Genomic DNA, 13,419 nt, shown 5'->3' with positions numbered 1-13,419 from the left:
CTATTAACGCATGGGTGCCTAAAACATTTGAATCCAAATCCGCACCAGTCAATTGTTTTGGTTTTGATAAATTAGACTCCGGTCGCACAGTAAGAGATGCATTCCAGATCAAAGGAGCAGATAAATTGAATCCACTTGATCCTTTGGATAAATCATGGAGTGATGGACGTCTTAGAGCTGAGTTTGATACGCTTCAATTATATGAAAATGGTGTTCCGCAAGTGCGAACCCCGAGAATGTTCGGCGATAGACCAGGAGCGCCACTTGAACCGTTTACTAAGGCATACCCTGAATACGGCCAAGGTAATGTTCAACAGCTGCATGCTGAAAATAGAGTTATTAATTTCGACAAGATTGATATTCTGCCAGAGGAACCATGATAAATTTACAATCTTATAATGAAGTGTTAGATTTTCTGGAACTGTTTTTTCAAAAATATATTCTTGATTCTAATTGTCTACAGGATATGCAATCTATTTTAGATGATTGTCGAAAAGAAAAAATGGTGGCTATTCGAGCTATAGATTCATGTTTTATGAAATATAGGCGAAAGACTCAGGATTATAGAGTCCCTACAATTGAGGAACAGCAGATATGGAAGCAGTTGTTCAATGTATGGCAATAAAATATTAAATCAACAACTGGCAAAGATTTTTGGATTCCTGGTGGTAAGACGTCGGGAGGCATCCCTGAGGCCGTAATAGATTAAACACCTATCGGTGATGCTTTGATTACACCAATTATAAATAAATAGAGGTGTGAAAAATGAATGAAGTTATTTTTACAGATTTTGGTGTTGACATAATCAAAAGAAATGGTGAATATTTTATCCAATATGATACCGGAACTATTGCTATGATTAAAAAGGAGTCGAAAATTACTCCGGAAGAGGCATTGAAAGCACAGAAAAGTGAAAATGATGCTTATGAGGTTATTATAGCCACTCAGACTAGAGAAGGAAAAAACAAGCCTTTCTTTTCATAAGGATAATATCTTATTATAGTGCGTGGAAAGTTAATTAATTTAATGTTAAACAATGCTCTTTCATTTAAAATTGAAACTTTTCTAGATTTTAATATTTGAAAAAAGTTATCGTTTTATTTAGTGCGTTGACTATTATTATAGAGTTGATTTCTTTGTAAAACTCGATGGTAACCCGCAGGTTTATAGTTATCAAGTAATTTGAGGTTTATCAATGATTGAAAATCTCATTTGTATTAAAGAAAATGACCTGCTTCAATGGGCATGTGGTGAACGTAACATACTGGTTAGTATGCCATTTTTAGACTATACAATGGTCGACTCGACACGCCAGTTAGTCTTTGCGTTAAGCGAGCCAAAGCCATTACCAACCGTTTTGACCATCTTCAATGCGCAGGGTGAAAAACTATTTTGGTCTGCGCCTCCTGAAGGTGCAGCTTTCTATTACTTAACTTTCAACCTGTCAAAGCAAGTGGTTGTGGTCTGTAGCTATGCGGAAAAGCAAAACGGCTGGCATGATTGGTTTTATTCCTGGATATGAAGCGTAACGCGTTGTCTCTATCGGGCCCTGCGTATTAACATCAAAAGCACCAAAAAATCATAACAATAACCGGTGGCAAAAGAGGGCTGCATAAGCAGTTCCAACAAGCGGTTTAAAACAGAGCTAAGAGGCAAAGGATGAGCGCGGTTTACATTGTCATTTTAACCTATATCAAACCACTCGAAGAGATTGACGCAGCGATACCTGCTCATGTTGAGTGGCTTAAAAAAAGGTACGCAGAGGTGATTTTCCTGGCGTCCGGTAGACGGAACCCAAGAAACGGTGGGGTCATTCTCGCTAAGTGTGAGAGTCTTGCCTCTCTTGAGGAGCGCTTGCGAGAGGATCCTTTTCAGGCGTTAAAGCTTGCGACTGTTGAAATCATTCCCTTTGAACCCAGCATGAAAACAGAACTATTAGAAAATGTGTTTTAACCCCGGAATAAAAAAATCCACGCCAGGGCGTGGATTTTTTTCATTCAAGACGAATCAGACGTTAAACAGGAAGTTCATTACGTCGCCATCTTTAACGATATAATCTTTCCCTTCCGCACGCATCTTGCCTGCTTCTTTCGCGCCTTGCTCACCCTTATAGGTGATGAAGTCTTCAAACGCGATTGTCTGCGCACGAATAAAGCCTTTCTCGAAGTCAGTGTGGATCTTACCGGCCGCCTGAGGCGCAGTTGCACCTACAGGGATGGTCCACGCACGCACTTCTTTCACGCCAGCGGTGAAGTAGGTCTGCAGGTTCAGCAGCTCATAGCCTGCGCGAATTACGCGGTTCAGGCCCGGCTCTTCCAGACCAAGCTCGGCCATGAACTCTTCACGGTCGGCGTCGTCCAGCTCGGCGATGTCGGATTCAACGGCAGCGCACACGGCAACAACCACAGAACCTTCCGCCGCGGCGATTTCGCGCACTTTGTCCAGGTACGGGTTGTTCTCGAAACCGTCTTCGTTAACGTTGGCGATGTACATGGTTGGCTTCAGGGTCAGGAAGCTCAGGTATTTGATCGCCGCCTTGTCTTCTTCAGTCAGGTTTTTCAGCGCGCGCAGCATGCCCGCGTTTTCCAGCTGTGGCAGACATTTTTCCAGCGCAGCCAGTTCCGCTTTCGCGTCCTTGTCGCCGCCTTTGGCTTTCTTCTGCACGCGGTGAATCGCGCGTTCGCAGGTGTCGAGGTCAGAGAGCGCCAGCTCGGTGTTGATGACGTCGATGTCGTCAGCCGGATCCACTTTGTTATTAACGTGGATGATGTTGTCGTTTTCGAAGCAGCGCACAACGTGGCCGATCGCTTCGGTTTCACGAATGTTGGTCAGAAACTGGTTACCCAGGCCTTCACCTTTGGACGCGCCTTTTACCAGGCCCGCGATGTCCACGAATTCCATGGTGGTTGGCAGAATGCGCTGCGGCTTCACGATTTCCGCAAGCTGGTCCAGACGCGGGTCCGGCATTGGCACAACGCCGGTGTTAGGTTCGATGGTACAGAACGGGAAGTTCGCCGCTTCGATACCCGCTTTGGTAAGCGCGTTAAACAGGGTGGATTTGCCCACGTTTGGCAGACCGACGATACCGCATTTGAATCCCATTTCTAAATCACCTTAATATCTTGATAATCAATCCGTTAACGTTAACCGATTGATGAAAAGTAAATAACTACGCCTATTATACACGTAACCCGCATGACGCGCGGTAAAAAAGCCGGATCGGGCGGATTATTGCGCTTTGAAAGCGTGTAAGCGGTTTGTCGCTTTGGTTAACCCATCTTTCATCCAGATTTCAGTGCAGCGCGCCGCTTCGTCTACCGCCTGGTCAATCAGATTCTGCTCTGAAACCGGGGGCTTACCGAGTACGAAACCGACAACTTTGTTTTTATCGCCCGGATGGCCGATTCCAACGCGCAAACGGTGGAAATTCGGGTTATTGCCCAGCCTGCTAATGATGTCTTTCAGGCCGTTGTGGCCGCCGTGCCCGCCGCCCAGCTTGAATTTTGCCACGCCGGGCGGGAGATCCAGCTCATCGTGGGCGACCAGAATTTCATCCGGATTGATGCGATAAAACGTCGCCATCGCCGCCACCGCTTTGCCGCTCAGGTTCATAAAGGTGGTGGGCACCAGCAGGCGAACATCCGCGCCAGCAAGGTTAATACGTGAGGTATACCCGAAGAATTTAGGTTCTTCACGCAGGGGAGCACGTAACCGCTCGGCCAGCAGATCGACGTACCATGCCCCGGCGTTGTGGCGGGTGGCCGCATATTCTGCGCCCGGGTTGGCGAGGCCGACAATCAGTTTAATCGTCACGATTCAATTCCTAATGGGTTCCAGATCTGGCGCGTAGTTTACTGTCTGGCGCGCCGCTTGACAAAATTCTGCAATCTCCCCTCCGAAATACGAATAATTTCTGGTTTGAACAATTAGAATTTCAAGCTGTTCAAAGTCTTATTTGTAAACTTTTGTTTGGGACTTATCTGTAATTGTGATCATTCACGCAACTCATAAAAGGGGCGTTGTCTATACTTTACACACAAGGATTAGGGGCTTTTCCCCTGACAACCCAAAGTTCCGGAGGTGACACATGAAACGCAAAAACGCTTCGTTACTCGGTAACGTGCTGATGGGGTTGGGGCTGTTCGTGATGGTAGGCGGCGTGGGTTATTCCATCTTAAACCAGTTACCTCAGATTGACCTCCCGCAATACTTCGCGCATGGGGCGATATTGAGCATCTTCGTTGGTGCGGTATTGTGGCTCGCCGGGGCGCGCGTGAGCGGACATGAGGAGGTCTGCGATAAATACTGGTGGGTGCGCCACTACGACAAACGCTGTCGTCGCGATCAGCATAAGCACAGCTAGTGCCTGATAAAGAACGCCGAAACGGCTCCCGAGGGAGTCGTTTTTTTTTGCATCAAGGGTTGACCCTCACGTAACGTAAGGCTCCAGAGTGGCGCCACTGGCAAAGAAAAAGGAGCAGTTATGTTGATTCAGGTGGGTGAGCTGGCGAAACGCGCCGGGATCACCGTGCGGACATTGCACCACTATGAGCAAACAGGGTTGTTGCTGCCTTCTGCCAGGAGCGCGGCAGGTTACCGGCTATACAACCTGGCGGATGTCCAGCGTCTGCATATGATCCAGGCGCTGGCAAAAGCAGGGCTGGAACTTGCTGAAATCAGGGATTTCCTGGAACAGGAGTCGCTGTCGTTAACCGAGCTACTCGATGCGCAAATCACGCTGCTGGATAAACAGCTGCGCAGCATACATACGCTGCGCGACCGGCTGGTGGAGCTGCGAACCGGGCTTCTCGACGATGCGACGCCGGATCTGGAATCCTGGCTACAGACTCTGGAGTTAATGAATATGTACGATCGCTGGTTTAGCAAAGAAGAGTTACAGCAGTTGCCGTTTGCGGTGCAGAAGGATGCGCTGGCGGCTATCTGGTCAGGGCTGGTTGCAGAGGCCAACACGCTACTGGAGCAGCGCATACCCGCTACGGACGTGCGGGCGATGGATCTGGCGACGCGCTGGATGGAACGCCTGGAGCAAGACACGGCGGGCAAGCCGGAGTTTCTCACCCGGCTGAACGAGATGCACAGCGTTGAACCGCAGATGCAGGCGCAGACCGGCATCACGCCGGAGATGACGGATTACATCACGCGCGCGTTTGCGGAGTCTAAGCTCTGCATATGGGAGAAGTATCTCACTGCCGAAGAGATAGCCTTTACCCGTGCACACTACTTTGACCGTATGATGGAGTGGCCGCCGCTGGTGGCGAAACTGCATCAGGCGCAGCGGGAAAATACCGATCCCGCCTCGGAGGAGGCGCAAAAGCTGGCTGAAAACTGGCTGGCATTGTTCCAGTCTTACGCGGGCACCAGCCCGGAAACTCAGCAAAAGTTTCGCGCTGCCATGCAGCAGGAGCCGCACCTGATGAAAGGAACCTGGATGACGCCTGCCGTGCTTGCATGGCTCCAGCAGGCGATCGGGGTGATGATGCAGAGACGTTTCTCTGCATCAGGTCACTCACAGATCCGCTAACGCGGCTTCACGGTTAGGGTAGAAGGAGAGTCGGCCAGGGATCGGCTGCACGCCCGCGCGCGCCATGGTGCGCAGAGGCTGGAATTCCAGGTTACTCACCCGCAGCTCGCAGCCTTCCGGCAGACGTTTCACAAAGCGCTGGAAGGCATCCAGGCCGCCGGCATCCAGCACCGGTACGGCATCCCATTTCAGCACCACAACCCGTTTGCCCGCGATGCGGGACTCCAGATCGCTGAACAGACCTTCCGCCGCGGCGAAGAACAGCGGGCCAATCACGCGCAGCACCAGCACATCGTCAGGCACCTCGACGTTAACCGGGGAGAGGCGCGTCATCTGCGCGATGCGGCGCATAAACATCAGGGAAGCCAGCACGATCCCGACGCTGATGGCGATAACCATATCGAACAGCACGGTCAGCGACATGCAGATCAGCATCACGATGATGTCGTCTTTCGGCGCGCGACGCAGCAGGTTCACCACCTTGTGCGCCTCGCTCATGTTCCATGCCACCATCAGCAGCAGGGCGGCCATGGCGGAAAGCGGTAGCCAGGAGAGCAGCGGGGCGAGGATCAGCAGGGCGAGAATCACCAGCACGGAGTGGATAACCGCCGAAACGGGTGACGTTGCCCCCGCGCGCACGTTGGCCGCAGAACGGGCGATGGCTGCCGTTGCGGTAATTCCGCCGAAGAACGGCGCGACGAGGTTGCCCAATCCCTGACCGACCAGTTCGCTGTTGGCTTTGTGCTTGGTGCCGGTCATACCGTCCAGAACGACGGCGCAGAGCAGGGATTCAATCGCCCCCAGCATTGCCATAGAGAAGGCGGCGGGAAGCAGGGCGCGCAGGGAATCCCAGCTTAGGGTGAAGCTGGAGCCGGGCATGTCCCACGGCAGCACCAGCTGCGGTAGCAGTTGCGGAATGCCGCTACCCTGTGAGCCGTCCGCCAGAACATAGTGGAACTGCGAGCCGATAGTCGCGACGTGACCACCGAACATATTAACGATAGCCATTACCGCGCAGCCCAGCAGCAGCGCGGGCAGATGGCCCGGCAGACGAATACCGAGGCGAGGCCAGACGATCAGCGTGCCCAGCGTCACAATCCCGATGGCGGCATCGCCCAGATTGGTCGTCGGCAGCGCCATAAACAGCGCCCCCACTTTTTGCAGATAGTGTTCAGGAACGTGAGCCATTTGCAGGCCGAGGAAATCCTTGATCTGCATGGTTCCGATGGTGATACCAATCCCCGAGGTGAACCCCAGCGTCACGGAAAGGGGAATATATTCAATCAGGCGACCAAAGCGGGCCAGACCAAATAAAATCAAAAAGACGCCGGACATCAGGGTGGCGACCAGCAGGCCTGCCAGACCAAACTGCTGCGAAACCGGGTAGAGGATCACCACGAAGGCGGCGGTCGGGCCGGAAACGCTGAAGCGCGAACCGCCCGTCAGGGCAATGACTATCCCGGCAATGGCCGAGGTGTACAGACCGTACTGCGGCGCAACGCCACTGCCAATCGCCAGCGCCATCGCCAGCGGGATGGCGATAATGCCGACGGTGATCCCGGCAATCAGGTCACGGACAAAGCGTGACGAGTTGTACTTCTCTTTCCAGCAGGCGTCGATGAGGGCGCGAAAGGGCAGAACATGTGAGGAGGCTACGTTTTTCACAATTATCTATCATCCGTATGCGCATCATCTGTCATGTGAATGGCAGGTGAAGGAGGCATTAATCATACAAATAAAACCCGGAGACAAAAAAACCCGCCGCAGCGGGTTTTTTGGCCGTGTTCGATTAGTGTTCGAACATTGCTGAGATGGATTCTTCGTTGCTGATACGACGAATCGCTTCGGCCAGCATCCCGGACAGGGTCAACGTGCGCACGTTTGGCAGTGCTTTGATCTCGTCGCTCAGTGGAATGGTATCGCATACCACCACTTCGTCAATGACGGAGTTGCGCAGGTTGTTTACCGCGTTACCGGAGAAGATCGGGTGAGTCGCGTAAGCGAATACGCGCTTGGCACCACGCTCTTTCAGCGCTTCAGCGGCTTTACACAGCGTACCGCCGGTATCGATCATGTCATCAACCAGAACGCAGTCACGGCCAGCAACGTCACCGATGATGTGCATCACCTGAGAAACGTTTGCGCGCGGACGGCGTTTATCGATGATTGCCATGTCGGTATCGTTCAGCAGCTTAGCGATAGCACGGGCACGTACAACGCCGCCGATGTCCGGAGAAACCACGATTGGGTTATCCAGGTTCAGCTGCAGCATGTCTTCCAGCAGGATTGGGCTGCCGAATACGTTATCAACCGGAACGTCGAAGAAGCCCTGGATCTGCTCAGCGTGCAGGTCAACGGTCAGTACGCGGTCAACGCCGACGCTGGACAGGAAGTCAGCGACAACTTTAGCGGTAATTGGCACACGCGCGGAACGGACGCGACGGTCCTGACGGGCATAGCCGAAGTAAGGGATTACAGCAGTGATACGGCCTGCGGAAGCGCGACGCAGGGCGTCGACCATAACAACCAGTTCCATCAGGTTGTCGTTTGTTGGAGCACAGGTGGACTGGATGATGAAAATATCACCACCGCGTACATTTTCGTTAATTTGTACGCTGACTTCGCCGTCGCTAAAGCGACCTACGGCGGCGTCGCCGAGGGAAGTGTACAGGCGGTTGGCAATACGTTGTGCTAGTTCCGGGGTGGCGTTACCAGCAAAAAGCTTCATATCAGGCACGAGAAGAACCTCAGGCATGCGTCCAGTGGTGGATAGCGTTCGCCGCAAACTGTGCGGGCCAGGCGAAGGCTATCCAGGCGGTGTATTAAAGAGCGCGATGCAACGTCTGGAACAGGGTGACGTTGTCACCGAAACTCAGTCTGCGCCAGAATGGCTTGCTGTAGGGGGGAGGTGTTCATCCCGCGTGCTACAAAACCATGCAGCCAAACCGGCGCTTGCTCAAGCACCTGACGAGCGGCGGATTCGGTGTCAAATTCAGCAAAGACACAGGCCCCTGTACCAGTCAGGCGCGACGGCGCGTATTCTAACAGCCAGGAAAGCACCGCATCAACCTCGCGAAAACGTTTTCTTGCGATATCCTCGCAATCGTTGCTGAATTCACAATTTAATAACGTTTCTATTGACCGAATCGGGGTATTCCTTTTCAGGTCAGGATCTTTAAAGATGACCGGCGTCGGAATACTCACGCCAGGATGGGCAACCAGATACCACTTCTCCGGCGGTTCAGCCGGGGAGAGGATTTCCCCCACGCCCTCGGCAAAAGCCGCATGACCGCGCACAAACACCGGAACATCCGCCCCCAGCGTCAGGCCCAGGGCTGCCAGTTCGTCCTGCGACAGCCCGCAGCCCCAGAGGTGGTTCAGCGCAACCAGCACGGTGGCTGCATTGGATGAGCCGCCGCCCAGACCGCCGCCCATCGGCAGGCGCTTCTCGATACGGATATCCGCACCGCTTCCCGCGGGCAGACGTCCTGATTCCGCCGCAGCTTTCATCAGCAGACGCGCGGCGCGCACGATCAGGTTGTCCTCATGCGCCACGCCTTCGACCGGCGTTAGCAGGCAAATCTGCCCGTCCTGGCGCAGTTCAATGGAGATCGTGTCGCCATAGTCAATAAACTGAAACAGCGTCTGCAGGGTGTGATAACCGTCAGCACGCTGGCCGGTAATGTATAAAAACAGGTTCAGCTTTGCCGGAGAGGGCCAGTGGGTCATCATTTAACGATCCAGTTGTCCATTTTCAGCTTGATGCGCTGGCTGCCCTGGGTCAGTTCCATATTCGATGGCAGCGACGGTTTGCTCTTGCTGTCATAGGCGCTGTACACCACTTTCCAGGTTTTGCCGTTCTGGGTGTAGTTCACCTGGCTCAGACGATATTGATCGTCCAGGGTGTAGTCGGTGGCATCACCCGGCAGGCCAAGGATCCACTGGCGCAGGCTGTTGAGCGGGATTGGCATCCCGGTCAGCTTGCCAATCATCTCTTCGGCATCGGTCGCGGTATAGTGCTGGCCTTTGTTATCGGTGATCTGCGCTTCACCCGGCTTGGCGATAAGCTCCAGTTCGGTGCTGCCCAGCGGGTTCAGCAGCAGCAGGCGGTAATTGTCCTGACCGGTCTGCTGCCAGAAAAAGCGGGCATAAACCTTCTGTTCGTCAGAGAGATAAGCGAAAGCGCCGCGGGTCTGGTACTGGTTCAAATTACGGACGTCCTGCTGGTGCTGACGCCACTGCGGTGAATCAGGGCTTTTGCCCGGGCCTTTTGGTTGGGTGACGGTACAGGCGGTCAGAACCAGTGCTGCCAGCGGCAGCAGGCGAATCAGTCGGGTCATAATGAGGACAAATCCTTGAGATACGTTGCAGTTATAACTGTTAATGCTAGCGTCGAAGGGGGCTACCGTCTACGTTCAAATTATCTCAAAGGGTTGTGTAACCTATTACTCCGAAAGGGGGCAGTCCCTTTTATTGATCTCGCGCATCCTGTATGATGCGTTCTGCTAACCTTATTAACGCTGGTACTACTCCCGCTCAACATGACCCTATTAGCACTCGGCATCAACCACAAAACGGCTCCGGTTTCGCTGCGAGAACGCGTAACGTTTTCGCCGGATACGCTTGACCTGGCGTTGGATAGCCTTCTTGCACAGCCTATGGTGCAGGGTGGCGTGGTGCTCTCGACGTGCAACCGTACCGAGCTGTATTTAAGCGTGGAAGAGCAGGACAACCTGCACGAAGCGCTGATCCGCTGGCTATGTGATTACCACAATCTCAATGAAGACGAGCTGCGCAACAGCCTGTACTGGCATCAGGACAACGATGCCGTCAGCCATCTGATGCGCGTCGCCAGCGGTCTGGATTCGCTGGTGCTGGGCGAGCCGCAAATTCTGGGTCAGGTAAAAAAAGCCTTTGCGGATTCGCAAAAAGGACATCTGAAGGCCAGCGAGCTGGAGCGCATGTTCCAGAAGTCGTTCTCCGTGGCGAAGCGTGTGCGAACCGAAACCGACATTGGTGCCAGTGCGGTTTCTGTTGCTTTCGCGGCCTGCACCCTTGCACGCCAAATCTTTGAATCCCTTTCTACCGTCACCGTGATGCTGGTGGGGGCGGGCGAAACCATCGAACTTGTGGCGCGCCATCTGCGCGAGCATAAAGTGAAAAAGATGATTATCGCTAACCGCACTCGCGAACGCGCGCAGGTGCTGGCGGATGAAGTGGGTGCAGAGGTGGTAGCCCTGAGCGACATCGATGAACGCCTGAAAGAGGCGGACATTATTATCAGCTCTACCGCCAGCCCGCTGCCGATTATCGGGAAAGGGATGGTGGAGCGTGCGCTGAAGTCCCGCCGTAATCAGCCGATGCTGCTGGTGGATATCGCCGTCCCGCGCGATGTTGAGCCGGAAGTGGGCAAGCTGCCTAACGCCTATCTCTACAGCGTGGATGACCTGCAAAGCATCATTTCGCACAACCTTGCTCAGCGTAAAGCGGCGGCGGTTCAGGCGGAAACCATTGTCGAGCAGGAAACCAGTGAGTTTATGGCCTGGCTGCGCGCGCAAAGCGTCAGCGAGACCATCCGCGAGTACCGCGGGCAGGCGGAACAGGTGCGTGATGACCTGACTGCCAAAGCGTTAGCAGCCCTTGAACAGGGCGGCGACGCAAATGCGATTATGCAGGACCTGGCGTGGAAACTGACCAACCGCCTGATCCATGCACCAACCAAATCTCTTCAGCAGGCCGCCCGTGACGGGGATGATGAACGCCTGACTATTCTGCGCAACAGCCTCGGGCTGGAATAGCGCCCTATACCCATTTTCTAAGACAAGGTGCACTTACGCCTATGAAGCCTTCTATCGTCGCTAAACTGGAAGCTCTGCACGAGCGCCATGAAGAAGTACAGGCGCTGCTCGGGGATGCCGGGACCATTGCGGACCAGGAACGTTTTCGCGCGCTCTCGCGTGAATACGCGCAGTTAAGTGATGTTTCTAAATGCTTTACCGACTGGCGACAGGTTCAGGAAGATATCGAAACCGCGCAGATGATGCTCGACGATCCTGAAATGCGCGAGATGGCGCAGGAAGAGTTGCAGGATGCGAAAGCGCGTTCTGAAGAGATGGAGCAGCAGCTTCAGGTGCTTCTGCTGCCGAAAGATCCGGACGATGAGCGTAACGCGTTTGTGGAAGTGCGCGCCGGTACCGGCGGTGACGAAGCGGCGCTGTTTGCCGGGGATCTGTTCCGCATGTACAGCCGCTACGCCGAATCGCGTCGCTGGCGCGTGGAGATCATGAGCGCCAACGAAGGCGAACATGGTGGCTACAAAGAGGTTATCGCCAAGATCAGCGGCGACGGCGTGTACGGTCGTCTCAAGTTTGAATCCGGCGGTCACCGCGTGCAGCGCGTACCGGCTACCGAATCTCAGGGCCGCATTCACACCTCCGCCTGTACGGTTGCGGTGATGCCGGAGCTGCCGGAAGCTGAACTGCCGGACATCAATCCGGCGGACCTGCGTATTGATACGTTCCGCTCCTCTGGCGCGGGCGGTCAGCACGTTAACACCACCGATTCCGCTATCCGTATTACCCACCTGCCGACCGGCATCGTCGTCGAATGTCAGGACGAGCGTTCCCAGCACAAAAACAAAGCTAAAGCGTTGTCCGTGCTGGGCGCGCGTATCCACGCAGCCGAAATGGCGAAACGCCAGCAGGCGGAAGCGTCTACGCGCCGTAACCTGCTGGGCAGCGGCGATCGCAGCGACCGTAACCGCACCTACAACTTCCCGCAGGGCCGCGTAACCGACCACCGCATCAACCTGACGCTGTACCGTCTGGACGAAGTGATGGAAGGCAAGCTGGATATGCTGATTGAGCCTATCGTGCAGGAATACCAGGCCGACCAGCTGGCGGCGCTGTCCGAGCAGGAATAATGGATTTTCAGCGCTGGTTACGCGAGGCTGCCGGTGAGCTTTCAGAAAGCGAAAGCCCGAAACGCGACGCCGAGATTTTGCTTGAGCATGTGGCGGGTAAAGCCCGCACGTATCTGCTGGCTTTTGGCGAAACCGAACTGACCGCGGAACAGGAAGCGCAGCTCGCCGGGCTGCTTGCTCGCCGTAAAACCGGCGAGCCGGTGGCGCACCTTGTCGGTGAGCGTGAGTTCTGGTCGTTACCGCTGTACGTCTCGGCGGCGACGCTGATCCCGCGTCCGGACACCGAGTGTCTGGTGGAGCAGGCGCTGGCGCGTTTACCTGCGGCGGCCTGCAGCATTCTCGATCTTGGTACCGGCACCGGGGCTATCGCGCTGGCGCTCGCTACCGAGCGGCCCGACTGTACGGTGACGGCGGTGGATGTAATGCCCGATGCGGTGGCGCTGGCGCAGCGTAACGTGCAACGTCTCGGGCTCGGCAACGTGACGGTGCTGCATAGCAGCTGGTTCAACGCGCTGGAGAATCGCTCATTTGCGATGATTGTCAGCAATCCTCCCTACATCGACGAAAATGACCCGCACCTTGCCCAGGGAGACGTGCGCTTCGAACCGCTGACGGCGCTCGTGGCCGCCAACGCGGGATTAGCCGATCTCGATCACATTGTGACAACGTCACGTAAACATTTGCTTCCCGGCGGCTGGCTGCTGGTGGAGCATGGCTGGACGCAGGGAGAAGCCGTGCGTGCACTGTTTACGCAAGCTGGCTACGCCGCTGTCGAAACCTGCCGCGACTACGGCGGCAACGAACGCCTGACGCTGGGGCAGTGGCCATGAAAACAGGCTATCTGCCATTTACTGATAAAGGCGCATGGCTGACTGAAAAGCTGTTTGGCGTTATCATCTACATCGTTTTGAGTTTTATCGCGCCTGAGCGTCATTGTTCGCTCAGTCGTTACTGG

15 protein-coding genes and 1 pseudogene are annotated in these 13,419 nt (G+C 54.5%); 10 read left to right on the top strand and 6 right to left on the bottom strand.

Annotation, left to right across the window (positions count from 1 at the left end):
- Positions 1-14: 14 nt before the first annotated feature.
- The 4 genes from F0320_RS12505 (at position 15) to F0320_RS12490 (ending at position 1,953) form a co-directional block, all read left to right on the top strand.
- Positions 15-380 carry a hypothetical protein gene (locus F0320_RS12505; protein WP_233443223.1) on the top strand — a complete coding sequence of 122 codons (366 nt, stop codon included), beginning with the start codon at positions 15-17 and terminating at the stop codon, positions 378-380.
- 385 nt (positions 381-765) lie between these two features.
- Positions 766-984 (top strand): hypothetical protein, encoded by a 219-nt coding sequence (locus F0320_RS12500; RefSeq protein WP_047652244.1) that lies wholly within the window; start codon positions 766-768, stop codon positions 982-984.
- Between the two features lie 211 nt (positions 985-1,195).
- On the top strand, positions 1,196-1,522 hold the full coding sequence (locus tag F0320_RS12495; RefSeq protein ID WP_233443222.1) for a hypothetical protein: 327 nt from the start codon (positions 1,196-1,198) through the stop codon (positions 1,520-1,522).
- A gap of 137 nt (positions 1,523-1,659) precedes the next feature.
- Entirely contained in the window at positions 1,660-1,953 is a 294-nt protein-coding gene (locus tag F0320_RS12490; RefSeq protein WP_149323984.1) for a YciI family protein, read from the top strand.
- Between the two features lie 54 nt (positions 1,954-2,007).
- Here F0320_RS12490 and ychF read toward each other — a convergent pair whose 3' ends face one another.
- Both ychF and pth read right to left on the bottom strand, forming a co-directional pair.
- Complete coding sequence (gene ychF, locus F0320_RS12485) at positions 2,008-3,102, bottom strand: redox-regulated ATPase YchF (RefSeq protein WP_010432886.1); 1,095 nt, start codon at positions 3,100-3,102, stop codon at positions 2,008-2,010.
- 126 nt (positions 3,103-3,228) lie between these two features.
- Positions 3,229-3,813 carry an aminoacyl-tRNA hydrolase gene (gene pth, locus F0320_RS12480; protein WP_126328777.1) on the bottom strand — a complete coding sequence of 195 codons (585 nt, stop codon included), beginning with the start codon at positions 3,811-3,813 and terminating at the stop codon, positions 3,229-3,231.
- Positions 3,814-4,087: 274 nt separating this feature from the next.
- Between pth and ychH the strand changes: the two genes are divergently transcribed.
- Together ychH and F0320_RS12470 are read left to right on the top strand one after the other, a co-directional pair.
- A complete protein-coding gene (ychH, locus tag F0320_RS12475) occupies positions 4,088-4,363 on the top strand; it encodes a stress-induced protein YchH (RefSeq protein ID WP_039263594.1) in 276 nt (91 codons plus the stop codon).
- Between the two features lie 120 nt (positions 4,364-4,483).
- The gene (locus F0320_RS12470; RefSeq protein WP_126328776.1) at positions 4,484-5,542 is read left to right on the top strand and encodes a MerR family transcriptional regulator; all 1,059 of its coding nucleotides are present in this window, start codon (positions 4,484-4,486) and stop codon (positions 5,540-5,542) included.
- On the opposite strand, the gene dauA is transcribed toward F0320_RS12470, so the two are convergent.
- From dauA to lolB, 4 genes are all read right to left on the bottom strand, one after another.
- Positions 5,528-7,207 carry a C4-dicarboxylic acid transporter DauA gene (gene dauA / locus F0320_RS12465; RefSeq protein ID WP_126328775.1) on the bottom strand — a complete coding sequence of 560 codons (1,680 nt, stop codon included), beginning with the start codon at positions 7,205-7,207 and terminating at the stop codon, positions 5,528-5,530. The genes F0320_RS12470 and dauA overlap by 15 nt on opposite strands.
- Before the next feature lie 124 nt (positions 7,208-7,331).
- Positions 7,332-8,279, bottom strand: a complete 948-nt coding sequence (gene prs / locus F0320_RS12460; RefSeq protein WP_003856663.1) for a ribose-phosphate diphosphokinase — start codon at positions 8,277-8,279, stop codon at positions 7,332-7,334.
- Between the two features lie 125 nt (positions 8,280-8,404).
- Entirely contained in the window at positions 8,405-9,274 is an 870-nt protein-coding gene (gene ispE, locus F0320_RS12455; RefSeq protein ID WP_126328774.1) for a 4-(cytidine 5'-diphospho)-2-C-methyl-D-erythritol kinase, read from the bottom strand.
- Complete coding sequence (gene lolB / locus F0320_RS12450) at positions 9,271-9,882, bottom strand: lipoprotein insertase outer membrane protein LolB (protein ID WP_047651182.1); 612 nt, start codon at positions 9,880-9,882, stop codon at positions 9,271-9,273. Before lolB ends, ispE begins: the two co-directional genes overlap by 4 nt.
- Positions 9,883-10,083: 201 nt before the next feature.
- On the opposite strand from lolB, the gene hemA reads away from it, so the two are divergent.
- The 4 genes and pseudogenes from hemA to F0320_RS12430 form a co-directional block, all read left to right on the top strand.
- Positions 10,084-11,340, top strand: coding sequence for a glutamyl-tRNA reductase (gene hemA / locus F0320_RS12445; protein ID WP_023335999.1), 1,257 nt, complete (start codon positions 10,084-10,086; stop codon positions 11,338-11,340).
- A 41-nt stretch (positions 11,341-11,381) separates the two neighbouring features.
- Positions 11,382-12,464 (top strand): peptide chain release factor 1, encoded by a 1,083-nt coding sequence (gene prfA, locus F0320_RS12440; RefSeq protein WP_021240360.1) that lies wholly within the window; start codon positions 11,382-11,384, stop codon positions 12,462-12,464.
- Positions 12,464-13,294, top strand: a complete 831-nt coding sequence (gene prmC, locus F0320_RS12435) for a peptide chain release factor N(5)-glutamine methyltransferase (protein ID WP_126328773.1) — start codon at positions 12,464-12,466, stop codon at positions 13,292-13,294. Before prfA ends, prmC begins: the two co-directional genes overlap by 1 nt.
- Positions 13,295-13,296: 2 nt before the next feature.
- Positions 13,297-13,386, top strand: a pseudogene (locus F0320_RS12430) (siroheme synthase); the annotation flags it as partial.
- Between the last annotated feature and the right edge of the window lie 33 nt (positions 13,387-13,419).

This window comes from Enterobacter dykesii, from assembly GCF_008364625.2.
GTDB lineage: Bacteria > Pseudomonadota > Gammaproteobacteria > Enterobacterales > Enterobacteriaceae > Enterobacter > Enterobacter dykesii.
Note: the sequence above shows the minus strand (reverse complement) of the source record. Positions and strands in the feature narration are given on the sequence as shown.